The sequence below is a fragment of the Burkholderia sp. AU30280 genome (assembly GCF_020420125.1).
Lineage (GTDB): Bacteria > Pseudomonadota > Gammaproteobacteria > Burkholderiales > Burkholderiaceae > Burkholderia.
Genome location: NZ_JAIZRY010000002.1, coordinates 130776 through 156729, shown reverse-complemented (window position 1 = coordinate 156729; position 25954 = coordinate 130776). Strand labels below are relative to the sequence as shown.

The window sequence follows — 25954 nt, the reverse complement described above, 5'->3', positions numbered from 1 at the left end:
GCCGGATTGGCCGCCGCGCCCGCGCGCGACGCACTTGCGACGCGCATCGCCCCGGCCCGATGGCCGATCCCGTCGGCATAGCGCCGCGCGTGCGCTACACTCGCGCTTTCTTCCTCGTATCCCGCCATCCATGATCGGTCGCATCGCCGGCATCCTGCTCGAAAAGAACCCGCCTCACCTGCTCGTCGACTGCAACGGCGTCGGCTACGAAATCGACGTGCCGATGAGCACCTTCTACAACCTGCCGCAGACGGGCGAGCGCGTCGTGCTGCTCACGCAGCAGATCGTCCGCGAGGACGCGCATCTGCTGTACGGCTTCCTCACGCCGCAGGAGCGCACGACCTTCCGCGAGCTGCTGAAGATCACCGGCATCGGCGCGCGCATGGCGCTCGCCGTGCTGTCCGGCATGAGCGTGCAGGAACTCGCGCAGGCCGTGACGATGCAGGACGCCGCGCGCCTCACGCGCGTGCCCGGCATCGGCAAGAAGACGGCCGAGCGCCTGCTGCTCGAACTGAAGGGCAAGCTCGGCGCCGATCTCGGCGCGCTCGCCGGCGCCGCATCGCAGTCCGACCACGCGACCGACATCCTCAACGCGCTGCTTGCGCTCGGCTATTCCGAAAAGGAAGGCCTCGCCGCGATCAAGAACGTGCCGGCGGGCACCGGCGTATCCGAAGGCATCAAGCTCGCTTTGAAGGCGCTGTCGAAGGTGTAACGCCCGCTTGACGCGCCGCCAGCCGGTGCGTTGAAGCCAGTGTCGCGCGGCCGCGCGGCGCTCGCCAGTCGGCCGTTCGGCCAGGTAGGCGGGACAGCGGCGCGCGGTACAATGGCCGCATGATTGAAACCGACAAACTCGCCACCGAGCAGCGGATCATCGCCGCCTCACCCGCCTCGTCGCACGAGGAGGTGTTCGAACGTGCGCTGCGGCCGCGCCAGCTCGACGACTACGTCGGCCAGGAAAAGGTGCGCGGCCAGCTCGAGATCTTCATCGAAGCCGCCAAGCGCCGCTCCGAGCCGCTCGACCACGTGCTGCTGTTCGGGCCGCCGGGCCTCGGCAAGACGACGCTCGCGCACATCATCGCGCGGGAGATGGGCGTGAACCTGCGCCAGACGTCGGGCCCCGTGCTCGAGCGCGCGGGCGATCTCGCGGCGCTGCTGACGAACCTCGAAGCGAACGACGTGCTGTTCATCGACGAGATCCACCGGCTGTCGCCGGTCGTCGAGGAAATCCTGTATCCGGCACTCGAGGATTACCAGATCGACATCATGATCGGCGAAGGCCCGGCCGCGCGCAGCGTGAAGCTCGACCTGCAGCCGTTCACGCTGGTCGGCGCCACCACCCGCGCCGGGATGCTGACCAACCCGCTGCGCGATCGTTTCGGGATCGTCGCGCGCCTCGAGTTCTACGACGCCGACCAACTGTCGCGCATCGTGCGGCGCTCGGCGTCGCTGCTGAACGCGCAGATCGATCCGAACGGCGCGCTCGAAATCGCGAAGCGCGCGCGCGGCACGCCGCGGATCGCGAACCGGCTGCTGCGCCGCGTGCGCGACTTCGCGGAAGTGAAAGCCGACGGCCAGATCACCGCGGCCGTCGCCGATGCCGCGCTCGCGATGCTCGACGTCGATCCGGTCGGCTTCGACCTGATGGACCGCAAGCTGCTCGAGGCGATCCTGTACAAGTTCGACGGCGGCCCGGTCGGTATCGACAACCTCGCCGCGGCGATCGGCGAAGAGCGCGACACGATCGAGGACGTCCTCGAACCGTACCTGATCCAGCAGGGCTTCCTGCAGCGCACGCCGCGCGGTCGCGTCGCGACGCTGCTCACGTATCGCCACTTCGGGCTTTCCGTGCCCGACACCGGCCGCACCGAACGCGGCGAGTGGGATACCCCCGACGGGAAGTAACCCGTCGCCCGAGCCGCACCCACCATGACGACACCGCCCAGCTCCCACCCTGCCGCACCCGCGCCGGGCCCGCGCTGGGCCGAGCCCATCCGCAAGCGGCTAGTGGCCGGCGTCACGCACCTGACAGCGGGCGGCGGCGGCCCGTCACTCGACCTCTCTTCGCCGCCGGGAGACCCGGGGCTGTTCGGCCCCGATGCCGTCTGCTGGCGCGTGCATGCCGACTTCACGTCGATGATGACGGGCGGCATCGCCGCGCTGCTGTTGCAGGCGCTCCACCCGCTGGCCCTCGCGGGCGTCTGGGATCACTCGTCGTTCCGCACCGACATCCTCGGCCGCCTGCGGCGCACCGCCACGTTCATCACGGGGACGACGTTCGGCAGTCGCGCGGACGCACTCGCGCTGATCGAGCGCGTGAAATCGATCCACGCGCACATATCGGGTACCGCGCCGGACGGTCGGCCATACCGCGCGGACGATCCGGCGCTGCTGACCTGGGTGCATGTTGCGGAAGTGTCGAGTTTCCTCGCCGCGCATCTGCGCTACGTGAATCCGGCGCTGCCGGGCGAGTTGCAGGACCGCTACTACGCCGAAACGGCGTTGATCGCCGAACTGCTCGGCGCACACGAGGTGCCCCGTTCGCGTGCCGAGGTGGCCGCCTATCTCGCGCGCATGCAGCCCGCGCTCGAGGCCGGGCCGCGCACGTTCGACGTGATGTCCATCCTGCTGAACGTGCCGGTCGCGAAGCCCGCGCTGCGGCCGGCCGCGTCGCTGGTGATGCATGCGGGAATCGACCTGCTGCCGCCGTGGGCGCAGCGCATGCTCGGCGTGTCGGCGTTCGCACCGCTGCGGCGCGCGGTGGTCCGGCCCGGCATACGGGTCGTCGCACCCGTGCTCCGCTGGGCGCTCGTGAACGGCGCGTCAAAACGTGCGCGCCGCCGCGCCACTGCGACACCGCCCGACGGCACCCCGCCCGCCTGACGATCCGCTTCCTCTTACTATTTCAATTTACTGTCAAATACCTGTGACAAGCTGACGAGCTTGCACCCGCGCACGGTCGCACGCGCCGTACGTCGCGCCTGCCCATGACCCGCGCGGTGTACCGCCAACCCGACCGACACCCGATGCCAGCGATGCCACGCCTGCCGATCCGTTTCGCCCTTGCCGCCAGCCTGTTCACCGTCTTCGCCCTCGCCGCCTGCGGAGGCGACGATGTCGCCGCCGTCGCGCGTTCGGACGCACAAACGCCTTCTGTCGGCACCCCGACCACGCCAGCCCCCACGCCGCCCGCCACCGTCACGCCGCAACCGGGCAAGTGGAAGGCCGCTCGCGCGGGCGACCTGATCGACGTGACGCTCGGCGACCTCCACCCGACGCAGGGCGCAATCGGTTACGACCAGATCTACTACAAGCTCGGCCGCTACGAACTGCAGCCCGACAAGAAATTCGACGACTTCTGCGCGGACGAAGGGCTCGGCGGCGTCGCTTCGGGCGGCTACACAGCCAGGTCGACGCTGCGCGAGCCCGCGAGCTACACGTGCACGACGACCGACGCGAACGCCCGCGACCGCTCGGTGCTGAACCCGGTCGTGATCGGCCCGAACGGCGATGCGCTGTACTTGACCGACGGCCACCACGGCCTGTCGACCTACTACGAGACGCCCGACGGCGGCCCGGCGCTGCACGTGCACGTCGTCGTCAAGGAGAACCTCAGCGACTACTCGGGCGACGCGTTCTGGCAGCAGATGCAGAGCCGAGGCTATCTGCGCCTCAAGAACGGCGAAGGCAACGCGATCACGACCGCGCAACTGCCGACCGGGCTCGGCCTGAAGCTCGGGATGACGAACGACCGCTACCGCTCGCTCGTCTATTTCACGCGTGACATCGGTTACAGCAAGCCCGCACAAGCCACCGACTACCTCGAGTTCTACTGGGCCGACTGGCTGCGCGCGCAACCGGGCACGTTCGCGCTCGCCGGCTATGACCTGACGCGCGCCGGCACGACCGACCCGGATCCGGCGAAGGCCGACACGGGCTACCTGAACGCGGTCTGGAATGCGTCGACGCGCATGGTCGCGGCCACGGATCCGGTGATCGGCGGCAAGACGGGCGCCGACCTCGGGCGCGCGGACGCGATCAACGGCGGGAAGAAGTACAACAAGGGAGAATTCGACAAGCTGCGCCAGCCGATCACGGCGGACAAGCCCGGCAAGATCGCGTACGCGCTCGACTACAAGACGCGCCACGCACTGCCGCAATAAGCCGCCAGCGCCGCGCAGGAAGAAAGCCCCAGCCGGCGACGCCGGACGGGGCTGCGGGTTCAGAGCACCTTGCGGTACCCGTCGTCGTCGCTTGCGGCGTCCAGGTGCGACACGTCGGCCCACTGCACGATCTGCGCGCGGCCATCGACGTAATCGACGACGTTGATGCTCGTATTGAGCAGCGGATAGTTGCGCGGTGCCGACAGTTCGATGCCGTTCGCAAACCGGTACACACTGTCGAGCACGCCGCCATGTGCGACGCACGCGATCCGGCCGCCCGGATGCTCGGCCACGATCGGTTCGAGCGCATGCAGCACGCGGTGGTAGAACTCGCGCTGCGACTCGCCGCCTTCCGGCGCGAAGCCGGGGTCGCGCGTCTGCCAGGCCGCATAGGCGTCGGGGAACAACGTTTCGATCTCGGCGCTGTCGTGCCCCTGAAACTGGCCGTACGAACGTTCGCGCAGCCCTTCTCGCAGCCGCGGCGAAAGCCCGAGCGCGTCGGCGAACGGCTGCGCGGTCTGCTGCGCGCGCATCAGGTCGCTCGAATAGATCGCGTCGAGCCGTGCGCCGTCACGCGCCTCACGCGCGAGCCTCACGGCGAGCCGCTGCGCCTGCTCGAGGCCCGTTTCGGCCAGCGGGATGTCGATATGACCCTGGATGCGCTTGATGCGATTCCAGGCCGTCTCGCCATGGCGGATGAAAAGAATCTGCGTGGTGGCCATCGCGGCGCGTCTCCGGGGAAGAATCAGGGCCGCACTTGCAGCCAGAATGTCACGGGGCCGTCGTTGACGAGCGACACCTGCATGTCGGCGCCGAACTCGCCCGTCTCGACGACCGGATGGCGCGCACGCGCGGCCGCGACGAAATAGTCGAACAGCCGCGCGCCTTCGTCGGGCGGCGCGGCCGGCGTGAAGCTCGGCCGCAGCCCGCTGTTGGTATCGGCCGCCAGCGTGAACTGCGACACGAGCAGCAGGCCGCCTGCGCGGCCCTCGCCGTCGATATTCGACACCGGCAGGTTCATCTTGCCGGCGGCGTCGCTGAACACGCGATAGCCGAGCATCTTCGCGAGCAGCTTGTCGGCCGCTGCGTCGGTGTCGCCGCGCTCCGCGCAGACCAGCGCGAGCAGGCCCGCGCCGATCTCGCCGGTCGTGCGGTCGCCGACGCGCACGTCGGCGCGCTTCACGCGCTGGATCAGCGCGATCATGCGGTCAGCGTGACGCGTGCAAAGCGGCGCTTGCCGACCTGTACGACGAACTCGCCGGCTTCGACCTTCAGGCCCTTGTCCGACACGGTCGCGCCATCGATCTTCACGCCGCCCTGCTCGATGTTGCGCAGCGCCTCGCTCGTCGACGGCACGAGGCCGGCCTGCTTCAACAGCTGGCCGATCGCCAGCGGCGCGCCCGCGAGCGTGACCGACGGAATGTCGTCCGGCACGCCGCCCTTCGCGCGGTGGTTGAAGTCCTCGAGCGCACGCTCGGCGTCGGCCTGCGAGTGAAAGCGTGCGACGATTTCCTGCGCGAGCAGCACCTTGAAATCGCGCGGGTTGCGGCCGCCTTCGATCTCGCGCTTGAAGCCGGCGATCTCGTCCATCGGGCGGAACGACAGCAACTCGAAGTAACGCCACATCAGCGTGTCCGAGATGCTCATCAGCTTGCCGAACATGTCGTTCGGGTGCTCGCTGATGCCGACGTAGTTGCCCTTCGACTTCGACATCTTCTCGACGCCGTCGAGGCCTTCGAGCAGCGGCATCGTGAGAATGCACTGCTGTTCCTGGCCGTACTGCTTCTGCAGCTCGCGGCCGACCAGCAGGTTGAACTTCTGGTCGGTGCCGCCGAGCTCGAGATCGGCGTTCAGCGCGACCGAGTCGTAGCCCTGCATCAGCGGGTACAGGAATTCGTGGATCGAGATCGGCACGCCACCCTGGAAGCGCTTCGTGAAATCCTCGCGCTCGAGGATCCGCGCGACCGTGTAGCGCGACGCGAGCTTGATCATCCCGTCCGCGCCGAGCGGCATCGACCATTCGCTGTTGTAGCGGATTTCGGTCTTGTCGCGGTCGAGCACGAGCGCGGCCTGCTCGAAGTAGGTCTTCGCGTTCGATTCGATCTGCTCGCGCGTGAGCGGCGGGCGCGTCGCGTTGCGGCCCGACGGGTCGCCGATCAGCGACGTGAAATCGCCGATCAGGAAGATCACCGTGTGGCCGAGGTCCTGCAGCTGACGCATCTTGTTCAGCACGACCGTATGGCCGATGTGGATGTCAGGCGCGGTCGGGTCGAGGCCGAGCTTGATGCGAAGCGGCGTGCCCGTCGCCGCGCTGCGCGCGAGCTTCTGCGCGAACTCTTCCTCGACCAGCAGTTCGTCGACGCCGCGCTTCGTGACGGCGAGCGCATGCCGGACTTCGTCGGTGATCGGGAAAACGGGCTTGGAACTGGGTTCGGTGCTCATCGGTGCCAGGAAGAATGTCGCAAAGACAGGGATTTTCCCATAACTTGCGCGCCCATCGCTTAACGGCGCGTCACGTTGCGCGGATAATCGGGCGCAAGGCGCGCGGCACCGGCCCGCGCCGCACGATCCAGGAGAACCCAACGTGCCGCAACGACAGCCGCAACACGCCCATCCGGCCGACGGCATCTACTTCGGGCTGATGTCGGGAACCAGCATGGACGGCGTCGATGGCGTCGCCGTCCGTTTCGAGGCCGGCAAGGCGCCGATCGTGCTCGCGGAAGCGTTCGTCGGCTTCGCGCAATCGCTGCGCGACGCGCTGTTCGCACTGCAGCAGCCCGGCGATGACGAAATCGACCGCGAGTCGCTCGCGGCAAACGCGCTGGTCACGCGCTATGCGGTATGCTGCCACGAATTGCAGCGCACGGCCGGCCTGTCGCGCGACGAGATCCGCGCGATCGGCGTGCACGGCCAGACCGTGCGCCATCGCCCCGAGCGCGGCTACACACGCCAGATCAACAACCCGGCACTGCTCGCCGAGCTGACCCAGGTCGACGTGATCGCCGATTTCCGCAGCCGCGACGTCGCGGCAGGCGGCCATGGCGCGCCGCTCGCGCCGGCCTTCCATGCCACGGTGTTCGGCGCCCCGGGCGAGACGCGCGTCGTCTGCAATCTCGGCGGGATCAGCAACATCACGATCCTGCCCGGCGAAGGCGGCGACGTGCGCGGCTTCGACTGCGGCCCCGCGAATGCGCTGCTCGACGAATGGGCGACTCGCCATCTCGGCAAGCCATACGACGACGGCGGCAAGTTCGCCGCGCGCGGCACCGTCCATGCGCCGCTGCTCGACGCGCTGCTCGACGAGCCGTATTTCGCCGCACCACCGCCGAAAAGCACCGGGCGCGACCTGTTCAATCCCGCATGGCTCGACGCGAAGCTCGCCGCGTTCGCACAGGTCGCGCCAGAGGACGTGCAGGCGACCCTCGCCGCGCTCACCGCCGTGTCGGTCGCACGCGAGATCGCGCAGCACGCGGCGCGCTGCAAGGCCGTGTTCGTATGCGGCGGCGGCGCACGCAATCCGGTGCTGCTCGACGCGCTCCGGCACGCGCTGCACGCGGCCGGCGTGCCGGCCACGGTCGATACGACGGCCGCGCTCGGCGTGCCGCCGCAGCAGGTCGAAGCGCTCGCATTCGCTTGGCTCGCGTACCGCTTCGCCGCACGCCAGCCCGGCAATCTCGCGACGGTCACCGGGGCGGCCGGCAACCGCGTGCTCGGCGCGCTCTATCCGCGCTGACGCGACGCCTGCCGCACGGCGGGCGGCGCATCGCCATTGCGCGCGGGCATTAAAAAACGGGGCATGAAGCCCCGTTTTTCATTCCGGCGAACCGGCGCGGAATTGGCGTGCGCTCAGACCGAGAACGACGAGCCGCACCCGCAGGTGGTACTCGCGTTCGGGTTCTTGATCACGAACTGGGCGCCGTTGAGATCGTCCTTGTAGTCGATCTCGGCGCCGACCAGGTACTGGTAGCTCATCGAGTCGATCAGGAGCTGGACGCCGTTCTTGTTCATCACGGTGTCGTCCTCGTTGACTTCCTCGTCGAACGTGAAGCCATACTGGAAGCCGGAGCAGCCGCCGCCCTGCACGAACACGCGCAGCTTCAGGTCGGGATTGCCCTCTTCGTCGATCAGTTGCTTGACCTTGTCGGCCGCGGCGTCGGTGAAGACGAACGGAACCGGCATTTCGGCCGTCGTTGCTGCGGATTCGGTAACAGCGTTCATTGCGAACTCTCCAAAAAGCTTTAGCCGCTATTGTAGGGCCGATCAGAAGATCGTGCTGATGTCCATGAAATCAATAGGTTCTTGTCGATTTCATCAAACGCGCCCGCGCGGGCCGCGGCGGCACGCGCCTGGAAACGGACATAAAAAAACCGCCAGCGCGAACGCTGGCGGTTTTTCCGGCGGACGCCGCCCGGGAGCGGCGAGGCCATGAAGCGGAATTAACGCTTCGAGAACTGCTTGGCGCGGCGTGCCTTGCGCAGACCGACCTTCTTACGCTCGACTTCACGTGCATCGCGCGTGACGAAGCCTGCGTTCGACAGCGACGGCTTCAGCGTCGCATCGTAGTCGATCAGTGCACGGGTGATGCCGTGGCGCACTGCACCTGCCTGACCCGTTTCGCCGCCGCCGTTGACGTTGACCTTGATGTCGAACGTCTGGCCGTGGTTCGTGAGTTCCAGCGGTTGACGCACGATCATCAGCGACGTTTCGCGCGAGAAGTAGTCAGCGATGGGCTTGCCGTTGACGATGATGTCGCCCTTGCCAGCCTTGATGAAGACACGTGCGACTGCGCTCTTGCGGCGGCCCGTACCGTAGTTCCAGTTACCGATCATGTGGGCTCCCCTTAGATCTCGAGCGCTTTCGGCTGTTGAGCCGAGTGCGGATGCGTCGCTTCAGCGTAGACCTTCAGCTTCTTGATCATTGCGTAGCCGAGCGGGCCCTTCGGCAGCATGCCCTTGACCGCTTTCTCGAGCGCGCGGCCCGGGAAGCGTTCTTGCATCTTGCCGAACGTCGTTTCATAGATACCGCCCGGGTAACCCGAGTGACGGTAGTACTTCTTGTCCAGAGTCTTGTTGCCCGTGACCTTCAACTTGCTTGCGTTGATGATGATGATGAAATCACCAGTGTCGACGTGCGGGGTGAACTCAGGCTTGTGCTTGCCGCGCAGACGGCGTGCCACTTCGCTGGCAACACGGCCGAGAACCTTATCCGTCGCGTCAATCACGTACCATTCGCGCGTCACCTCATGGGCTTTTGCGGAAAACGTCTTCATGATCGATCCAAAAAAATTGCTTTGCCCGATGTGTTCTTCCTGCTTGTCTGTGTGCGCTTCGAGGCGCGGTGCAGGCTCTCCCTGTTCTTTTTCCGTGGGCATGAATGCGGAAAAGCCCTGAATTATAAAGGAAATACGGCAACGCGGTCAAAGGGAATCCGCTTCCCGTGCCCAAGGCGGCCGAAATGGGCCAAAATCCGTTCGTGGCCCGACAAGCCAGGCGAACCGAGCGCCCGGGGAGGCACCCATCGAAGCGCGGCGCATGACCTTCCCGCGCCAGACCGGCCGAATACGGAAAACAACAAACAAGCATGATGAATCAACGACTTACGTCCTTCCTTGCGGCCGCGCTGCTGGCCGCCGCGGCGCCTGCCGTCGCCGCCCGCGCCGACTGCGAAGCCAAGCTCGACGCACTCGATACGCGCATTGCCGAAGCCCGCGCCGCCCATGCCGAGGATCGCGTCGCCCGCCTGCGCGCAGTGCGCGAACGCGTCCGCCACTTCTGCGCACGCGGGGGCCATGCGTCGGCCGTCCACGCGCCGGCACCTGAAGCACGCTCGCCCGGCACGCCGCGCGGCGCGACATCTCAGCCGGCCGCAAAGCAGCCGGTGTAACGATGCCGAGGCGCGCAAGCCGCGCGCCGATGCTTGCATGGGACGAAAAAAAGCCCGAACGGCTGGTTCGGGCTTAATCCACCATAGGAGGAGGGTGGAGGAGACATTCGGAGGTTGCCGCAGCGCGACAACCAGTGAGGCTCATTATACAAACGCGCCGCCGACTTCACAAGAAAATTTGCATTACGAAATCAAACACCATAATGCGGAATTTCTCGCGGCGCGTTTGAAAAATGTGTTTTCCCTTTAAAATCAATCATCTGATCCCGGCGGTCAGGTTCAGTAACCGCCCTCTTCTAGAGCAAAACCCCTAAATACGAGAGGGAATTGGCCGTCCAGCGCGCCACGCGCGAGGCGCCGGCATTGCGCGTCGTGCAGCGCATCAGCCGACCGTTGCGCAGCGGGCTACAATGCCGGATCGAATCCGAATCAGGCAACGCTGGAGTGCAAGCATGGAATGCAAAGTAAGCTGGATGGGTCAGGACGGCATGGCGTTTTCCGCCGAGACCGGCAGCGGCCACCTCGTTACGATGGATGGCGCGCCCGAAGGCGGCGGCCACAACCTCGCGCCGCGCCCGATGGAAATGGTGCTGCTCGGCACCGGCGGCTGCACGGCCTATGACGTCGTGCTGATCCTGAAGAAGAGCCGCCAGGAAGTCAGCGGCTGCTCGGTCACGCTGAAGGCCGAGCGCGCAAGTGAAGACCCGAAGGTGTTCACGAAGGTGCACTTCCACTTCACCGTCACCGGGCGCAACCTGAACCCGTCCACGGTCGAGCGCGCGATCAACCTGTCGCACGACAAGTATTGCTCCGCGTCCATCATGATCGCAAAGACGGCGGAACTCACGCACTCGTTCGACATCGTCGCCGCCTGAACGCGCGGCGAGCGCGCACGAAAAAGGCCGGCGCTCCATGGGGAGACGCCGGCCTTTTCACATTCGAACGGCAAAGCAGGCCGATAAGCCGGATTCTGTGCACGCCGCGCGCCGAAGCACGCAACGCGTGGCAGCCATTCCTCTAGGCGCGCCATTGCTGACGCGCTCAAGCTTCCTACCCGCAGACGAGACGGGGGCCCCGTCCTGCATCCGAAAATGCGCGCCTGCCTACTTGGAATTGCTCCGGGTGGAGGTTACCGTGCCGGCGAACGTCGCCGTCGCCGCGGTGCGCTCTTACCGCACCGTTTCACCCTTACCTGATCCCGGCTTGCGCCGGGCCATCGGCGGTTTGCTTTCTGTTGCCCTGTTCCGCGTGTCGCCACGGATGGCCGTTAGCCATCACCCTGCCCTGTGGAGTCCGGACTTTCCTCGCCCCCGCGCGCCCGAAGGCGGCGAGGCCGCGACTGCCTAGCCTGCTTTGCGACGCGCATTCTAGCACTGCGCGCCGCCGCCGGCAGCACGCGAGCGGCGGCCGCTGCAAAACACGGCCGGATCGGCGTAGAACGCGGCCTCGGCATTCGCGTCGCGCCAACCCGGCACGCCGAGCCCGGGGAGCGATGCGAACGCGCGGCCCGTCAGTGTGCGCGCCGCGCGCTCGGCCGCAACGCGCGGGTCGACATCCGCGATGCGTTGCGCATCGGACCACGAAAATAGTCGGCACTCACTTCGATGCCACACGTGTGTGCGGCGGCATGAAGGTCACGCCAGTTTCCAGCCGATCGTCTCGCCGCCGCGCAGCGGCACGACGGGCGTATCGCCCGCGAAAATCTCGCGCGGCAGTTCCCATGCCTCGCGACGCAGCGTGACCGTCTCGGCGCTGCGCGGCAGCCCGTAGAAATCGGCACCGAAGAAGCTCGCGAAGCCTTCCAGCTTGTCGAGCGCGCCGGCGTGATCGAACGCTTCCGCATACAGTTCGAGCGCGTGCAGCGCCGTGTAGCAGCCCGCGCAGCCGCACGCGGCTTCCTTCGCGTCGCGCGCATGCGGCGCGCTGTCGGTACCGAGGAAGAAGCGCGGGTTGCCCGACGTCGCGGCCTCGACCAGCGCGACGCGATGCGTCTCGCGCTTCAGCACCGGCAGGCAGTAGTAATGCGGGCGAATCCCGCCGACGAACAGCGCGTTGCGGTTGTACAGCAGGTGATGCGCGGTGATCGTCGCGCCGAGCAGGCCGGGCGCCGCGTCCGCGTCGCGCACGTAGTCGGCCGCGTCCTTCGTCGTGATGTGCTCGAACACGACCTTCAGGCCCGGGAAATCGCGGCGCAGCGGCGTCATCACGCGGTCGATGAAGACCTTCTCGCGGTCGAACAAGTCGATCGACGCATCGGTCACCTCGCCGTGCACGAGCAGCGGCATGCCGGTTTCCTGCATCGCCTCGAGCGTCTTCGCGCATTTCGCGAGATCGGTGACGCCGTGGTCGGAATTCGTCGTAGCGCCTGCCGGATACAGCTTCACGCCGTGCACGAAGCTGCTTTCGCGCGCACGGCGGATCTCGTCCGGCGGCGTGTTGTCGGTCAGGTACAGCGTCATCAGCGGTTCGAACGTCATCCCGGCCGGCAGCGCGGCGAGGATGCGCTCGCGATAGGCCTGCGCCTGCGCGGTGGTCGTCACCGGCGGCTTCAGGTTCGGCATGACGATGGCGCGACCGAACTGGCGTGCGGTGTGCGGCAGCACGGCGGCCAGCATGTCGCCGTCTCGCAGGTGCAGGTGCCAGTCGTCGGGACGGGCGAGCGAAAGCGTCGCCGGGGAGGAAGCGTTGGAGGCAGTCATAGGAGGCGTCGTGAGGAACGGTCGGGCCATCGGCGGGGCCGGATCGCGCGTGCGCGGGCCGACTGACGGCAAACCGCAACACGGGGCCTTCGGCCGGCGGAATCCGCTTTTTACCGCTCAGGGCTCGGTGATATGCTAGAAGCCGCATTGTACCGGGGTTCGCCCGGTTCGTTACCCCCCGCCTCAGCCTGCTGCCCCAAGTAAAATGTGCCAACTCTTAGGAATGAACTGCGCCGCGCCGACGGACGTCACATTCTCCTTCACAGGTTTCGCGGCCCGGGGCGGGCTCACCGATCACCATGCCGACGGCTGGGGCATCGCGTTCTTCGAGGATAAGGCCTGCCGCCTGTTCATCGATCACCAGGCCTCGGCCACGTCGCCGATCGCCGAAATGGTGAAGCGCTACCCGATCAAGTCCAAGAATACGATCGCGCACATCCGCAAGGCGACGCAAGGCCACATCCTGCTCGAGAACAGCCATCCGTTCATGCGCGAGCTGTGGGGCCGGCACTGGATCTTCGCGCACAACGGCGACCTGCAGGACTACGCACCGGACATGGACGGCAGCGTCTATCATCCGGTCGGCACGACCGACAGCGAACAGGCGTTCTGCGTGCTGATGCAGGGGCTGCGCGAAGCGTTCCCCGGCGCGCAGCCGCCGTTGCCCGAATTGTTCGAGCGCGTCGGCGAGCTGACGCGCGGCATCACCGATCACGGCGTGTTCAACTTCCTGATGTCGAACGGCCAGGCGTTGTTCGCGCATTGCTCGACGCGGCTGCACTACCTCGTGCGGCGCTGGCCGTTCTCGACGGCGCACCTCGTCGACGAAGACCTGTCGATCGACTTCGCGAAATACACGACGCCCGAGGATCGGGTCGCCGTGATCGCGACACAGCCGCTCACCGACAACGAGGTCTGGACCGCGTTCGAGCCGGGCGAGCTGATCATGTTCCAGTGCGGCGACGTCGCCGCGCGGATGCGGATCCCGGTGCCCGAACGCGTGCTAGAAAAGCTGCGCAATCCGGCGCTCGACGCATCGGCGTCGGCACCGCGCGGCGCCCGCGAGGCGCTCGCCACTGCCGCCGAAGTCGATTCCGACGACGCGATCGACTTCTGAGCCCGGCACGCCCGCGCCCTCTTCCCTTCACCTTTTCGCCGCTGCGCGGCAAGTCGATGGCCCGCCGCGTCCTATCGCGGCGGTGGCTTCGCGCGCAGGCGAGATGGCAACGCTTGCCGTCGGAGCAAATGGCCCACCCCGGCACCGGCCTCGCTTCATCCGAATCACAGTCCGGCATATCAAAGCGACGCCGCACGACATTTGTCCGATTTGATTTATTTTCAAACGAAAATAATCAAAAGACAGAAAACAAAACGCGACGCCCAGTCTGCCCATAATCCGGGGAACCGCATTTTAACGCGCCAATCCGGCGCAAACCGTACGCCACATCACCGATCCAGCAATCGCGTCCTCGCATCGCTCAAGCCCGCCAAATCCTTATCCATCAGGGCTTTCAGTTCGATTCACCACATAACCAAAAAATACCCGGTGAAAACGGCATGATTGCCGCATTTGTTAGCTTCCCGACAATCAACCACCGGCCCGATCAATAGACTCCGCCCATCCTCGGTGTAACGAATTGCGATTGGCGGAGAAACGGCCACGGCCGCCGCACCCCATTCACGCCATTCTCCACCGCGGAATGCGATTTCACTGCGCCGCGGTGAAAACCACATCAAAACAAGAGAGAGGGGCTTGTCGTGAATCACTCATTTCGATCGATATGGAGCGAGACCACCGGCTGCTGGGTCGCGGTTGCGGAAACGGCACGGGCGCGCGGCAAACGTTCGGGTAGCTCATCCCGCGCGAGCCGCCGCGCCGCACACGCGACAACGCGCCGGATCTCGCTTCGCATCGCGGCAGTCGGCGCCGCGCTGGCCGCGCTGTCGGCCAGCTCCGCGTACGCCTCGACGTGCGGCAGCGGCGCGGCCGTCGCGAGCGGCGGCACCTGCACGCTCGGCAGTTTCAGTCCGACCGTCAACGACAACCTGGTCGGCGCCACGACCGTGTCGGGCGGTGACCGGGTCAGCCTGACCGGCCCATGGACCGGCGCGACCGGCGACATGGGCTACACGCCGATGCCGCTCGGCAACACGTCCATCATTTCGGGCAACCCGAATCAGCCGCTGTTGACGCTCGGCGGCAAGACGCAAAGCATCGGCACCCCCGATTCGATCACGGGCGGCCGCACGTCGGTCGCCACCTACGATTCGTCCGCGTTCACCTCGTCGGTCGCAGGCTCGACCATCGTGCAGGTCTACCACGACGTGAACGGCAACCAGTACGTGAACACGCGGATCGGCACGGTCGAGAACTCGGGCGGCACGCTCGACATATCGATCGGCAACCCGGCGAACGCGCCCACGGCGGCCGGCAACGTCATGACGATCGCGGCCAAGCAGACCGACCTCGCCTACGCGGATGGCACCGGCTCGGCACCGAGCGTCATCAACTGGAATTCGCGGAACCAGATCTGGTTCATCACCGGCGACTATCTCGCGAGCGGCGGCCCCGTCGGCAGCGTCCAGCTCGACGTGCCGACCTACGCGGGCACCTTCACCGCGTTCGACGGCAGCACGTGGACCGTCACCGACGCCGCGTCGCTCGCCGCATACAACAACTTTCTCGTGCGCTCGGTCGAGAACGGCGCGCTCGGCTCGCAGGCCGCCTACGACAACGCGTTCGGCCAGGCCGTGACGCTCTCCCCGCAGACCTTCGAGTATGCGAACGACGTGTCGCCCGGCGACAAGAACGCGCTGCCCAGAAACTACCCGTCCGTGATGCACGGCACGGGCGCGAACGCGACACTGCACATCGGCAAGGACGGCCAGATCGACTTCCGCGGCTCCAACACGATCGATGCGAGCGCCGCCGTCATCGCGGAGAACGGCGCGCACTTCATCAACGACGGACGCCTGTCGGGCGACTTTACGCTGGTGCGCCTGCTGAGCGGCGCGAGCGGCGTCAACAACGGTTCGATTTCGTCCGGCTATACGATCGGCGACAACGTCGGCACGGGCGGCGCCGCGCGGCCCGACAACTTCGGCCTCGACACGTACGTCGAAGGCAGCGGCGTGTACGCAAACGGCGCGGGCACCACGTTCGTCAACAACGGCGTGATGAACGTCGGCGCATGGGATCTCATCCGCAACCGGCTCGACCTGCAGAACTACGCGGTGGCCGCGACCGACGGCGCGAGCGCATCGAACGCCGGCACGATCAACGTCGGCGTCAACGCGACGACGCTCGACAGCCAGGTGATCGGCGGCCTCGTCGCCGGCGGCAGCTTCACGAACGAAGCCGGCGGCACGATCTACCTCGGCCGCGCAGCCCAGTACGATGCCGGTGCGCCGGAAGCCGTAAACGACGTCGCGCTGTCCGCGCACGCGTACGGCATCCTGCTCGGCGCATCGGGCACCGCGAGCAACCTCGGCACGATCGTGATCGGCTCGCAGACGCAGAACGGCGCCGCGCTGGCGAGCATCGGCTCGTCGTCCGGCACGCTGAACAACGCGGGCGCGATCGTCGTCAACGGTGCGGCGTCCGGCACGCCGCTCGCCAACGTCGGCATGCTCGCGGCGAACACGGCCGCGACCGTGACCAACACCGGCACCATCACGCTGAATGGCGTCAACGGCATCGGCATCATGGTCGTCGGGACCGGCACGACCGCGACGGCCGCGACCTCGACCGGCACGATCAACGTGGCCGGCGGCCTCGATCCCGCCTCGGGCACGCGCAACTACGGCGTGTGGGCCGAGGGGCCGCTCGCGAAAGCCACGCTCGACGGTGCGCTCAACCTGACGGGCGCCGGCGCGATCGGCGTGCATGCACGTTCGGGCGCGACGATCGACGTCGGCGCCAATGCCGTGCCCGCGTTCATGTCGGGCACCAACCAGATCGGCTTCTATGCCTATGGCGCGGGCTCGAAGATCAACGTTGCCGCGCAGCACGTCAGCGTCGACACCGACGATTCGACGCTGTTCCGCGTCGCGGGCGGCGCGGCCTACACGGGCACGTCGATGGCCGGCGCGCTGACGACCGACGTCAACGGCCAGCGCGCGCACGGCGTGCTCGCGACCGATGCCGGCACCGTGCTGTCGACCGGCAACGCAACCTACAACGTCAACGGCGCGAACGGCATCGCGATCGCGGTCGAAGGCGGCGCGCAAGGCACGATCGACGCGGGCGCGACGATCAACCTGAACGCGGCCGGTGCGATCGCCGGTGTCGTCGACGGCCAGGCGCACGACCTCGCCGGCGCCAATGCCGGCGCACCGGTCGCGACGACACTGACCAACCACGCCGCCGTCACGTCGTCGACGGCCGGCGTGACGGGCTTCGTCGCACAAAACCTCGGCACGCTCGAGAATCGCGACACCGTGCTGCTGACGGGTGCCGGCTCGACGGGCGTCGCGATCGGCACGCTCGGCACCGTGAACAACATGTCGACGATCCGCGTCTCCGACGGCACCGGCGCGCTCGTCCAGGGCGCGTCGGCGACGCTCGCCAACGCAGGCTCGATCGAAGCTGACGATGGGACCGCGGGCGTCCACCTGACGGGCACCGGCGCATCGGTCGCGCTGTCGGGCGCCGGCACCGTGATCGCGAACGGCCGCGCCGACGGCGTGCTGATCGACTCGACCGTGACGGGCGGCGGGCTCGCGGCCGGCGCGACGTCGATCGCGGCCGGCGGCTCGGGCAAGGGGATCGACAACCAGGGGACGAACGCAACGATCGCGCTGTCCGGCACGCGGATCGGCACGACCGGCGGCGGCGCCGACGGCCTGTCGTCGACGGGCGCCGGCGCACGCATCGCAGCCGATGCGGCGACCGTCGTCAGCACCACCGGCGACAACGCGCGCGGCTTCTTCGTGTCGGGCGCGGATTCGACGCTGGCGGCCAACGGCACGACCGTCGCGACGACCGGCGCGGGTTCGGCCGCGATCGTGACGACCGGCGGCGCGACCGCACTGCTGTCGGGTGCGAAGATCACCACGGCCGGCACGGCGGCCGACGGCCTCGTCGCGCAGAACGGCGGCGCCATCGGCGATACGGGCTCGACGGTCGCCAGCGCCGCCGGCAACGGCGCAACCGCCGACAGCGGCGGCGTGCTCGCGTTGACCGGCACGACGCTCAAGGGCGCGACGGCCGGCATACTGGCGTCCGATACGCTCGCAAACGGCGCGACGAGCTCGGTACTCGTCGACGGCGGCAGCATCACGTCCGCCACCGGGCCGGCCTTCGCCGTGCGCGGCGGCACGGCCGACATCGCCGTGCGCAACGGCACGGTCGTGACGGCCGGCAATGGCACGTTGCTCGACCTGTCGAACGGCAGCAACGCCACCTTCACCGCATCGGCCGTGAACCTCACCGGCGACATCGTCTCCGACGCATCGAGCGCCGGCAACGTGTTCCTTGCGAACGGCACAACGCTGACCGGCAAGATCGATCCGGTCGCGCTGACCGTCGACAACACCAGCACGTGGCGCATGACGGGCAGCTCCGTGCTGAGCAGCCTGAACAACGCGGGCCTCGTCGCATTCGCCGCACCGACCGGTTCGCCGACGCTCGCGGGCAGCTACAAGACGCTGACGACCGGCAGCTACGTCGGCAACGGCGGCACGATCGCGCTCAACACGTTCCTCGGCGCCGACGCGTCGCCAACCGATCAGGTGATCGTGAATGGCGGCGCCGCGAGCGGCACGACGGGCCTGAAGATCGCCAACACGGCCGGCACCGGCGCGCAGACGAAGGGCGACGGGATTCCGGTGGTCGTCACGGCCAACGGCGGCACGACCACCGCATCGGCATTCCAGCTCGCGGGCCCCGTGCAGGCGGGCGCGTACGAATACCGGCTCTATCGCGGCGGGCAAGGCGACGCGAACGGCTGGTACCTGCGCTCGCAACTCGATCCCTCGGACCCCGGCGACCCGATCCACCCGTCCGGCGGCGGTGACGGCGGCAACACCGGGAACGGCAACAACGGCGGCCCGCTCGCGTATCGCCCCGGTGTCTCGGGCTATGCACTCACGCCGCTGCTCAACGCCGACTACGGCTTCTCGACGCTCGGCAAGCTGCACGAACGCGTCGGCGACATCACCAACCTCGAAAAGCAGCAGCCCGGCAATCGCGACGGCGTGTGGGGGCGCATCGGCGGCCAGAGTCTCGACGCGAACGCGGGCCGCTTCGCGGCCGACGAGCGCACGTTCTTCGCGCAGTTCGGCAAGGACTGGACACTCGACCAGGCGCCGAACGGCGGCGGCAGCACGCATGCGGGCGTGACGGCCAGCATCGGCGTATCGAACGCAAGCTTCAGCGATATGGCGCGCGCCGATTCGGCCAACCTGTCGACCTCGACGGGCTCGGTCGAAATGCACGCGCAGAGCATCGGCGGCTACTGGACGAAGTATCGGTCCGACGGCACGTACTTCGACAGCGTCGGGCAGGTCACGCACTACGGCAACCGCTATCGCGACAGCTACGGCAACGAGGCGTCGCAGAACGGCTTCGGCGTCGCGCTGTCGCAGGAAGTCGGCAAGCCGTTCGCCATCGGCGCGCTGCCGGTCGCGGTCGAGCCGCAGGCGCAGCTGATGTATCAGTACCTGAAGCTGAACGGCTTCAACGACAACGTGTCGGCGGTATCGGGCACGACGACGAACGCGCTGCGCGGCCGCGTCGGCGTGCGCATCTTCCGGCCGAACCTCCAGTCGGATTCGGGCAGCGGTGCCGCCACGCCGTACTTCACGGCCGACGTGCTGCACGACTTCCTGTCGCCGGGCCAGACCGTCGTCGGCGGCACACCGTTCGCCACGCATCTCGGCCGCACGTGGTACGAGCTCGGCGTCGGCGTGACCGCGGGCTTCGGCAAGTCGGGCGAGCTGTACGCGAACGCGAAGATCGCGCGCAACATCGGCGGCGATTACCGGCGCGGCATCGTCGGGCAGGTCGGCTACCGCTACAGCTGGTAACGCCTGCTGGCGGCGGACGAAAAAAAACCGCCCGGCGCTCGGCCGGGCGGTTTTCGTATCGGCGCGCATGCGGCGCCGACGCGCGCGAACGCTCAGTGCAGGATCTTCGCGAGGAAGTCCTTCGCGCGTTCCGATTTCGGATTCGAGAAGAAATCGTCCTTGCGGTCGTCCTCGACGATCGCGCCCTTGTCCATGAAGATCACGCGATGGGCGACCTTCTTCGCGAAGCCCATCTCGTGCGTGACGACCATCATCGTCATCCCTTCCTGCGCAAGTTCGACCATCACGTCGAGCACTTCGTTGATCATCTCGGGGTCGAGCGCGGACGTCGGCTCGTCAAACAGCATCGCGATCGGATCCATCGACAGCGCGCGCGCGATCGCGACACGCTGCTGCTGGCCGCCCGACAGCTGGCCCGGGAACTTGTGCGCATGCGCCTTCAGGCCGACGCGGTCGAGCAGCTTCATGCCCTTCTCGTTCGCCTCGTCCTTGCCGCGGCCGAGCACCTTGACCTGCGCGAGCGTCAGGTTCTCGGTGATCGACAGGTGCGGGAACAGCTCGAAATGCTGGAACACCATCCCGACCTTCGAGCGCAGCTTCGACAGGTTCGTCTTCTTGTCGCCGACCGACTGGCCGTTCACGAGGATCTCGCCCTGCTGGAACGGCTCGAGGCCGTTCACGGTCTTGATCAGCGTGGATTTACCCGAACCCGACGGGCCGCACACGACGACCACTTCGCCCTTCTTGACCTCGGTCGTGCAGTCGGTGAGGACCTGAAACTGGCCGTACCACTTGGAAACGTTCTTGATGGAAATCATCGTGTGACCTTTTTCTGGAGACTCTTGACGAGAACAGACGCCAACGAGCAAATCACGAAATAGCATGCGCCGGCGAACAGGACCATCTCGACGGTCGTGCCGTCGCGATCGCCGATGTTGGCCGCCGTGCGGAAGAAGTCGGCGAGACTGATCACGTACACGAGCGACGTATCCTGGAACAGGACGATCGCCTGCGTGAGCAGCAGCGGCACCATCGCGCGGAACGCCTGCGGCAGGATCACGAGGCGCATCGCCTGCGCGTAGTTCATGCCGAGCGCGAACGCGGCGTTCACCTGCCCGCGCGGCACCGCCTGGATGCCGGCGCGGATGATCTCGGAATAATACGCGGCTTCGAACAGCGAGAACGCGACCATCGCCGAGGCGAGACGGATGTCGATCGTCGGCGACAACCCGAGCACGCCCTGCAGCAGCTGCGGCACGATCAGGAAGAACCACAGCAGCACCATCACGAGCGGGATCGAGCGGAACACCGTCACGTAGCCCTGCGCGAACCACGCGAGCGGCTTCACGCCCGACAGCCGCATCAGCGCCAGCAGCGTGCCCCAGACGATCCCGACCACGATCGCGATCAGCGTGATCTGGAACGTGACGAGGGCCCCCGTCCACAGCGTCGGCAGCGCGCCGGGAATACTACTCCAGTCGAACTGATGCATCACTTGCCTCCGATATAGCCGGGCAGCCGCGTACGGCCTTCGATCCAGCGCATGAACGCCATCACGACGAGGTTGATCAGCACGTACGCGAGCGTGACCGCGATGAACGACTCATAGGTCTGCGCGGTGTAGTCGACGAGCTGGCGCGCTTGCGCGGACAGGTCGAGCAGGCCGATCGTCGACGCGACGGCGGAGTTCTTGAAGATGTTCAGGAATTCCGACGTGAGCGGCGGCACGATGATCCGGTACGCAACGGGCAGCAGCACGTAGCGGTACGTCTGCCATTGCGTGAAGCCCATCGCGAGGCCGGCGGCGCGCTGGCCCTTGGGCAGCGCGTTGATCCCCGAGCGCACCTGTTCGCACACGCGCGCGCCCGTGAACAAGCCGAGACAGATGATCGACGCGGTAAAGAACTGCGTGGTGGGCGGCAACTGCTTGATCCAGGTGCCGATCGACGCAGGCAGCAGCTCCGGTATCACGAGATACCAGACGAAGAACTGCACGATCAGCGGAATGTTCCGGAAGATCGACACGTACACGGTGCCGATCGCGGACAGCCATTTGTTCGGCACCGTGCGCAGCACGCCGAACAGCGAACCGACGATCAGCGCGATGACCCAGGCGACGAGCGACACTTCGATGGTCACCCAGAAGCCGGACATCAGCCATCCGAAATAAGTCGTCGGCTCGCCGGTCGACACGGGGCTCAGGAAGATGCCCCAGTTCCAGTGGTAAGACATGGGCAAGACTCCAGCAAAAAGAGACGGAAGAAGCGGGGCCTCTTCCGTCTCATTAGCGTCATTTCTGCATCAACGGCCGTGTGCTCAGTCGAGCGCCTTGTCGTTCGGGTTCGCGTACAGCTTCTTCATCGAATCGGACAACGGGAAGTTCAGGTTCAGCCCCTTCGGCGGGATCGGGTTCTCGAACCACTTCGTGTAGATCTTCGCGGCTTCGCCCGACTTCTCGACTTGCGAGATCGCGTCGTCGACGACCTTCTTGAAGTCCGCATCGCCCTTGCGCATCATGCAGCCGTACGCCTCTTCCGATTGCGGCGTGCCGACGATCACCCAGTCGCCCGGCTGCTTCGCCTTCGCGCGTTCGCCCGCGAGCAGCGCGTCATCCATCATGAACGCGACCGCGCGGCCCGACTCCAGCGTATTGAACGAATCGCCGTGATCCTTCGCGCTGATGATGCTCATGCCCATCTGCTTGTCGTTGTTCATCTTGCGCAGCAGGCGCTCGGACGTCGTGCCGGCGGTGGTCACGACCGTCTTGCCCTTCAGGTCCGCGAAATCCTTGACGCCCGAATCCTTCTTCGTCATCAGGCGCGTGCCGATCACGAAGATCGTGTCGGAGAACGCGGCCTGCTGCTGGCGCTCGGTGTTGTTGGTCGTCGAGCCGCACTCGATGTCGACCGTGCCGTTCTGCACCAGCGGAATGCGGTTCTGCGACGTGACCGGGATGTTCTTCACCTGCAGGTTCGGCAGGTTCAGCTTCTTCTTCACCGCGTCGACCACCTTCATCTGGAAGTCGCGCGAATAACCGACCACCTGCTGCTTTTCGTCGTAGTAGGAGAACGGAATCGACGACTCGCGGTGTCCCAGCGCGATCACGCCCGTGTCCTTGATCTTCTTCAGCGTGCCCGTCTCCTGAGCATGTGCGCCACTTGCGAACGCGCAAAGCGCCGCGAACATCAGGACTGCCTTTTGGTATTTCATTTTGGTCATCTCCTTGGCTAAAACCCGCGCCAGTGTATCAAAGTAATATTTTTGAAAGTACTGGTTGTTTACCGCACGGCGAATCGCGCCGCGCGAAGCCTTCCTCCCGGCTTCGCCCCCCTTCCGGCGCCTGAATGCGCACGCGGGCGGTGCCGGATTCGGCACCGCCCGCGAGGGTTCATGCACGCAACCGGATGGATTGCGTCATGGATTGATCGTAGTCAACCGATCTGAAATCGGCAACCGCCGATCAGGGGTACAGGCCGCGCATTTCACGCGCCATCAGGATGCGCTTGCACGCAACGATGAACGCTGCCGTACGCACCGACACCTTGTGCTCTTCCGCGACTGCCCACACGCCGGAGAACGCTTCGCGCATCACGCGCTCGAGACGGTGGTTGATCTCGTCTTCCGTCCAGAAGAAGCTCGAGAAATCCTGCACCCATTCGAAGTACGACACGGTCACGCCACCCGCGTTCGCGATCACGTCCGGGATCACGAGCACGCCGTTCGCGGTCAGGATGTCGTCCGCCGCCGTCGTCGTCGGGCCGTTCGCGCCTTCGACGATGATCTTCGTGCGGATCTTCGCTGCGTTCTTCTCGGTGATCTGGTTTTCCAGTGCCGCCGGGATCAGGATGTCGGTTTCGACGGTCCAGAACTCGTCATTCGGCATCGGCTCCGCACCTTCGAAGCCCGCGACGCCGCCCGTGCGGGCGACGTGGTCGAGCAGCTTGTTCGAATCGAGGCCGGCCGGCTGGTAGATCGTGCCCGTGTGATCCTGCACCGCGATCACCTTCGAACCCGCTTCCTGGAACAGCTTCGCCGCGATGCCGCCGACGTTGCCGAAGCCCTGCACCGCGATGCGTGCGCCCGCGATTTCGAGGCCCTTCTTCTTCGCCGCTTCGCAGCCGACGACGAACACGCCGCGGCCCGTTGCTTCCTTGCGGCCGAGCGAACCGCCGAGTGCGATCGGCTTGCCGGTCACGACGCCGGTCGACGTCTGGCCCTGGTTCATCGAGAAGGTATCCATCATCCACGCCATCACCTGTTCGTTGGTGTTGACGTCCGGCGCCGGAATATCGGTGTTCGGGCCGATGATGATGCCGATTTCGCTGGTGTAGCGACGCGTCACGCGTTCGAGCTCACCACGCGACAGCTTGCGCGGGTCGACGCGGATACCGCCCTTCGCGCCGCCGTACGGCACGTTCACGGCCGCGTTCTTGACCGACATCCATGCGGACAGTGCCATCACTTCCGACAGCGTCACGTCCTGGTGGTAACGCACGCCACCCTTGCCCGGGCCGCGCGACACGTTGTGCTGCACGCGATAGCCTTCGAAGTGCGCGACGGTGCCGTTATCGAGCTCGATCGGCACATCGACGACCAGGATGCGCTTCGGGCGCTTCAGCGTTTCAAGCCAGCGCGACAGCGAGCCGAGGTACGGCGCGACGCGATCGACTTGCTGAAGGTAGTTGCCCCACGGGCCGAGATCGTCGGCGTGCAGGTAGGACGGGATGGACTGCAATTGCGAAGACATGGATGCTCCAACGGTCAACAGGTGCGCACATTGTCGAAAAACCCGTTTTTTTTATCCAATGCCGTTTGCTTATTCGATTATGCGTTTCTTGCATGATCGCGATTTTTCGCAAATCCGCAGTCGATTTGCGCAAGAACGCACGCGATCGATCGTGCATCGCGTGCGTGAAAAGTCGTGTTTCCAGGATGCGGGAGGGCTAGCGGACAGCCACCCGACAGGCGGCGCAAGCTGGACGACAGCCGGCCGGCCCGCGCGGTCGCGGTTAACCGCCCACGGTTAACCCGCGGTTTCGCGCAGTTCGTCGCGCACGACGTCCCACAGCGCGCGTACGAGCTTCTGCCGCGGATCGTCGCCCTGCAGCGCGAGCTTGTCGCAGTACAGCCGGATCTCCATCGTCAGCGTGAACGGATGCGCGCCGCCGCGCACCGACCGGTCGAGCCGGATCAGGCGGCCGCCCGCGACCGAATCCTCGACCGCGCTGTGCGGCAGGAACGCGATGCCGTGGCCCGCGAGCGCCATCGCCTTCAGCCCTTCGGCCATGTCGGTTTCATAGACGCGATCGAGGAACAGCGGCGTCGACGCATTCGCGACGATGACTTCCGTCATCCGGCCGAGATACGCGTTCGGCGTATACGACAGGTACGGCACGCGCGCGTCGGCCGTGCCGGGCAGCGTATAGCGCGGCCGCCCCGCGCGGCCCGGCGCCGAGAACGGGCTGATCGGCTCGCTGCCGAGGATCAGCATGTCGTAGCGCGCCGGGTCGAGCGCGACCGGATGGCTCGGGTGGTGGTAGCCCATCACGAGATCGCAGCCGCCCTCGACGAGCGACAGCACCGCGTCGTGCACGTTCAGCGCGCGCAGCCGCGTGTGGACCTGGCCCATCTTCGCCTCGATCCGCTGCAGCCAGCGCGGGAAATACGTGAGCGACAGCGTGTGCGGCACCGCGAACTCGATCGTCGGCACCGGCGCGCCGACATGGCCGCGCAGCAGCGTGCGCGCCTCGTGCGCCTGCGACAGCATCGTCAGCGCCTGTTCGTAGAAGATCTGCCCGGCCTGCGTGAGCCGCGTCGGATAGACCGAACGATCGATCAGTTCGGTCGCGAGCCATGCCTCGAGCGCCTGGATGCGCCGCGAAAACGCCGGCTGCGACACGTGCCGCAGCTCGGCGGACCGGCTAAAGCTGCGCGTTTCCGCGAGCGAGACGAAGTCTTCGAGCCATTTCAGTTCCATGCAGGCGGGCGCGGCGGGCGGCGGTCGGGAAGAAGCCTGCATTCTACCGGCGCGCCGGCCCGGCCGGCGGTGCGGCGAGCGGCCCGGCGCCCCGCCGCGAACGGGCGCCGGCGCGGTGTCCGCACGCGGCAGCACCCGCCGGCCGCGCGCGACCGGGATTGTCCCGCGCCGATGGTAAAATGCCGGATTCTCCTTCCCCTCGCTCG

The 25954-nt window shown here is 66.7% G+C and carries 22 protein-coding genes, 1 other RNA gene and 1 pseudogene; 9 read left to right on the top strand and 15 right to left on the bottom strand.

Going from position 1 to position 25954, the window contains the following annotated elements; all coding sequences use genetic code 11:
* Nucleotides 1-130: 130 nt before the first annotated feature.
* The 4 genes from ruvA to LGN17_RS04820 all read left to right on the top strand — a co-directional run bounded on the left by ruvA (nucleotide 131) and on the right by LGN17_RS04820 (nucleotide 4160).
* On the top strand, nucleotides 131-712 hold the full coding sequence (gene ruvA / locus LGN17_RS04835) for a Holliday junction branch migration protein RuvA (RefSeq protein ID WP_175955727.1): 582 nt from the start codon (nucleotides 131-133) through the stop codon (nucleotides 710-712).
* A 119-nt stretch (nucleotides 713-831) separates the two neighbouring features.
* Nucleotides 832-1902 (top strand): Holliday junction branch migration DNA helicase RuvB, encoded by a 1071-nt coding sequence (ruvB, locus tag LGN17_RS04830; protein ID WP_175971332.1) that lies wholly within the window; start codon nucleotides 832-834, stop codon nucleotides 1900-1902.
* A 24-nt stretch (nucleotides 1903-1926) separates the two neighbouring features.
* A complete protein-coding gene (locus tag LGN17_RS04825; RefSeq protein ID WP_175955723.1) occupies nucleotides 1927-2880 on the top strand; it encodes an oxygenase MpaB family protein in 954 nt (317 codons plus the stop codon).
* 152 nt (nucleotides 2881-3032) lie between these two features.
* Entirely contained in the window at nucleotides 3033-4160 is a 1128-nt protein-coding gene (locus tag LGN17_RS04820; protein WP_226195716.1) for a ParB/Srx family N-terminal domain-containing protein, read from the top strand.
* 59 nt (nucleotides 4161-4219) lie between these two features.
* Here the strand turns inward: LGN17_RS04820 and LGN17_RS04815 are convergent, their stop codons facing one another.
* From LGN17_RS04815 to tyrS, 3 genes are read right to left on the bottom strand one after another with little or no spacing between them, the layout of a single operon-like run.
* A complete protein-coding gene (locus tag LGN17_RS04815; protein ID WP_175955722.1) occupies nucleotides 4220-4882 on the bottom strand; it encodes a histidine phosphatase family protein in 663 nt (220 codons plus the stop codon).
* Nucleotides 4883-4905: 23 nt separating this feature from the next.
* Nucleotides 4906-5364, bottom strand: a complete 459-nt coding sequence (dtd, locus tag LGN17_RS04810; protein WP_011350959.1) for a D-aminoacyl-tRNA deacylase — start codon at nucleotides 5362-5364, stop codon at nucleotides 4906-4908.
* Nucleotides 5361-6602, bottom strand: a complete 1242-nt coding sequence (gene tyrS, locus LGN17_RS04805; RefSeq protein ID WP_039361454.1) for a tyrosine--tRNA ligase — start codon at nucleotides 6600-6602, stop codon at nucleotides 5361-5363. The genes dtd and tyrS overlap by 4 nt, the downstream gene beginning before the upstream one ends.
* Before the next feature lie 142 nt (nucleotides 6603-6744).
* Here tyrS and LGN17_RS04800 point away from each other — a divergent pair, with 142 nt between their 5' ends.
* On the top strand, nucleotides 6745-7893 hold the full coding sequence (locus LGN17_RS04800) for an anhydro-N-acetylmuramic acid kinase (RefSeq protein ID WP_226195365.1): 1149 nt from the start codon (nucleotides 6745-6747) through the stop codon (nucleotides 7891-7893).
* A gap of 113 nt (nucleotides 7894-8006) precedes the next feature.
* Here the strand turns inward: LGN17_RS04800 and erpA are convergent, their stop codons facing one another.
* The 3 genes from erpA to rplM form a co-directional block, all read right to left on the bottom strand.
* Nucleotides 8007-8378, bottom strand: a complete 372-nt coding sequence (gene erpA / locus LGN17_RS04795; RefSeq protein ID WP_011350956.1) for an iron-sulfur cluster insertion protein ErpA — start codon at nucleotides 8376-8378, stop codon at nucleotides 8007-8009.
* Between the two features lie 218 nt (nucleotides 8379-8596).
* On the bottom strand, nucleotides 8597-8989 hold the full coding sequence (gene rpsI / locus LGN17_RS04790; protein ID WP_011883283.1) for a 30S ribosomal protein S9: 393 nt from the start codon (nucleotides 8987-8989) through the stop codon (nucleotides 8597-8599).
* 11 nt (nucleotides 8990-9000) lie between these two features.
* A complete protein-coding gene (gene rplM / locus LGN17_RS04785) occupies nucleotides 9001-9429 on the bottom strand; it encodes a 50S ribosomal protein L13 (protein WP_009687896.1) in 429 nt (142 codons plus the stop codon).
* 311 nt (nucleotides 9430-9740) lie between these two features.
* On the opposite strand from rplM, the gene LGN17_RS04780 reads away from it, so the two are divergent.
* Nucleotides 9741-10043, top strand: coding sequence for a DUF1090 family protein (locus LGN17_RS04780; RefSeq protein ID WP_226195364.1), 303 nt, complete (start codon nucleotides 9741-9743; stop codon nucleotides 10041-10043).
* A gap of 410 nt (nucleotides 10044-10453) precedes the next feature.
* Complete coding sequence (locus tag LGN17_RS04775) at nucleotides 10454-10918, top strand: OsmC family protein (protein WP_081436573.1); 465 nt, start codon at nucleotides 10454-10456, stop codon at nucleotides 10916-10918.
* A gap of 68 nt (nucleotides 10919-10986) precedes the next feature.
* On the opposite strand, the gene rnpB is transcribed toward LGN17_RS04775, so the two are convergent.
* The 3 genes and pseudogenes from rnpB to pyrC all read right to left on the bottom strand — a co-directional run bounded on the left by rnpB (nucleotide 10987) and on the right by pyrC (nucleotide 12742).
* Nucleotides 10987-11398, bottom strand: an RNA gene (gene rnpB / locus LGN17_RS04770) — RNase P RNA component class A.
* Nucleotides 11399-11410: 12 nt separating this feature from the next.
* A pseudogene (locus tag LGN17_RS04765) lies at nucleotides 11411-11664 on the bottom strand (DUF3025 domain-containing protein); the annotation flags it as partial.
* 13 nt (nucleotides 11665-11677) lie between these two features.
* Nucleotides 11678-12742, bottom strand: a complete 1065-nt coding sequence (gene pyrC / locus LGN17_RS04760; protein WP_226195363.1) for a dihydroorotase — start codon at nucleotides 12740-12742, stop codon at nucleotides 11678-11680.
* Nucleotides 12743-12947: 205 nt separating this feature from the next.
* On the opposite strand from pyrC, the gene LGN17_RS04755 reads away from it, so the two are divergent.
* Nucleotides 12948-13859, top strand: a complete 912-nt coding sequence (locus LGN17_RS04755) for a class II glutamine amidotransferase (protein ID WP_226195362.1) — start codon at nucleotides 12948-12950, stop codon at nucleotides 13857-13859.
* 641 nt (nucleotides 13860-14500) lie between these two features.
* Nucleotides 14501-19771: an autotransporter outer membrane beta-barrel domain-containing protein gene (locus LGN17_RS04750; RefSeq protein ID WP_226195361.1), complete on the top strand. Its 5271-nt coding sequence runs from the start codon at nucleotides 14501-14503 to the stop codon at nucleotides 19769-19771.
* A 92-nt stretch (nucleotides 19772-19863) separates the two neighbouring features.
* Here the strand turns inward: LGN17_RS04750 and LGN17_RS04745 are convergent, their stop codons facing one another.
* The 6 genes from LGN17_RS04745 to LGN17_RS04720 all read right to left on the bottom strand — a co-directional run bounded on the left by LGN17_RS04745 (nucleotide 19864) and on the right by LGN17_RS04720 (nucleotide 25748).
* Nucleotides 19864-20589 (bottom strand): amino acid ABC transporter ATP-binding protein, encoded by a 726-nt coding sequence (locus LGN17_RS04745; RefSeq protein ID WP_011350949.1) that lies wholly within the window; start codon nucleotides 20587-20589, stop codon nucleotides 19864-19866.
* Entirely contained in the window at nucleotides 20586-21263 is a 678-nt protein-coding gene (gene gltK, locus LGN17_RS04740; RefSeq protein ID WP_175971343.1) for a glutamate/aspartate ABC transporter permease GltK, read from the bottom strand. The genes LGN17_RS04745 and gltK overlap by 4 nt, the downstream gene beginning before the upstream one ends.
* Entirely contained in the window at nucleotides 21263-22003 is a 741-nt protein-coding gene (locus LGN17_RS04735) for an amino acid ABC transporter permease (protein WP_226195360.1), read from the bottom strand. The genes gltK and LGN17_RS04735 overlap by 1 nt, the downstream gene beginning before the upstream one ends.
* A gap of 84 nt (nucleotides 22004-22087) precedes the next feature.
* On the bottom strand, nucleotides 22088-22981 hold the full coding sequence (locus tag LGN17_RS04730; RefSeq protein ID WP_226195359.1) for a glutamate/aspartate ABC transporter substrate-binding protein: 894 nt from the start codon (nucleotides 22979-22981) through the stop codon (nucleotides 22088-22090).
* Between the two features lie 250 nt (nucleotides 22982-23231).
* A complete protein-coding gene (locus tag LGN17_RS04725) occupies nucleotides 23232-24518 on the bottom strand; it encodes a Glu/Leu/Phe/Val family dehydrogenase (RefSeq protein WP_175955703.1) in 1287 nt (428 codons plus the stop codon).
* A gap of 276 nt (nucleotides 24519-24794) precedes the next feature.
* A complete protein-coding gene (locus tag LGN17_RS04720) occupies nucleotides 24795-25748 on the bottom strand; it encodes a LysR substrate-binding domain-containing protein (RefSeq protein WP_226195358.1) in 954 nt (317 codons plus the stop codon).
* Between the last annotated feature and the right edge of the window lie 206 nt (nucleotides 25749-25954).

What these genes read in the sequence shown, in the direction of transcription:
- ruvA (WP_175955727.1), top strand. Translation starts at nt 131, where the DNA reads ATGATCGGTCGCATCGCCGGCATCCTGCTCGAAAAGAACCCGCCTCAC.
- ruvB (WP_175971332.1), top strand. Translation starts at nt 832, where the DNA reads ATGATTGAAACCGACAAACTCGCCACCGAGCAGCGGATCATCGCCGCC.
- LGN17_RS04825 (WP_175955723.1), top strand. Translation starts at nt 1,927, where the DNA reads ATGACGACACCGCCCAGCTCCCACCCTGCCGCACCCGCGCCGGGCCCG.
- LGN17_RS04820 (WP_226195716.1), top strand. Translation starts at nt 3,033, where the DNA reads ATGCCACGCCTGCCGATCCGTTTCGCCCTTGCCGCCAGCCTGTTCACC.
- LGN17_RS04815 (WP_175955722.1), bottom strand. Translation starts at nt 4,882, where the DNA reads ATGGCCACCACGCAGATTCTTTTCATCCGCCATGGCGAGACGGCCTGG.
- dtd (WP_011350959.1), bottom strand. Translation starts at nt 5,364, where the DNA reads ATGATCGCGCTGATCCAGCGCGTGAAGCGCGCCGACGTGCGCGTCGGC.
- tyrS (WP_039361454.1), bottom strand. Translation starts at nt 6,602, where the DNA reads ATGAGCACCGAACCCAGTTCCAAGCCCGTTTTCCCGATCACCGACGAA.
- erpA (WP_011350956.1), bottom strand. Translation starts at nt 8,378, where the DNA reads ATGAACGCTGTTACCGAATCCGCAGCAACGACGGCCGAAATGCCGGTT.
- rpsI (WP_011883283.1), bottom strand. Translation starts at nt 8,989, where the DNA reads ATGATCGGTAACTGGAACTACGGTACGGGCCGCCGCAAGAGCGCAGTC.
- rplM (WP_009687896.1), bottom strand. Translation starts at nt 9,429, where the DNA reads ATGAAGACGTTTTCCGCAAAAGCCCATGAGGTGACGCGCGAATGGTAC.
- LGN17_RS04780 (WP_226195364.1), top strand. Translation starts at nt 9,741, where the DNA reads ATGATGAATCAACGACTTACGTCCTTCCTTGCGGCCGCGCTGCTGGCC.
- LGN17_RS04775 (WP_081436573.1), top strand. Translation starts at nt 10,454, where the DNA reads ATGCCGGATCGAATCCGAATCAGGCAACGCTGGAGTGCAAGCATGGAA.
- pyrC (WP_226195363.1), bottom strand. Translation starts at nt 12,742, where the DNA reads ATGACTGCCTCCAACGCTTCCTCCCCGGCGACGCTTTCGCTCGCCCGT.
- LGN17_RS04755 (WP_226195362.1), top strand. Translation starts at nt 12,948, where the DNA reads ATGTGCCAACTCTTAGGAATGAACTGCGCCGCGCCGACGGACGTCACA.
- LGN17_RS04745 (WP_011350949.1), bottom strand. Translation starts at nt 20,589, where the DNA reads ATGATTTCCATCAAGAACGTTTCCAAGTGGTACGGCCAGTTTCAGGTC.
- gltK (WP_175971343.1), bottom strand. Translation starts at nt 21,263, where the DNA reads ATGCATCAGTTCGACTGGAGTAGTATTCCCGGCGCGCTGCCGACGCTG.
- LGN17_RS04735 (WP_226195360.1), bottom strand. Translation starts at nt 22,003, where the DNA reads ATGTCTTACCACTGGAACTGGGGCATCTTCCTGAGCCCCGTGTCGACC.
- LGN17_RS04730 (WP_226195359.1), bottom strand. Translation starts at nt 22,981, where the DNA reads ATGAAATACCAAAAGGCAGTCCTGATGTTCGCGGCGCTTTGCGCGTTC.
- LGN17_RS04725 (WP_175955703.1), bottom strand. Translation starts at nt 24,518, where the DNA reads ATGTCTTCGCAATTGCAGTCCATCCCGTCCTACCTGCACGCCGACGAT.
- LGN17_RS04720 (WP_226195358.1), bottom strand. Translation starts at nt 25,748, where the DNA reads ATGGAACTGAAATGGCTCGAAGACTTCGTCTCGCTCGCGGAAACGCGC.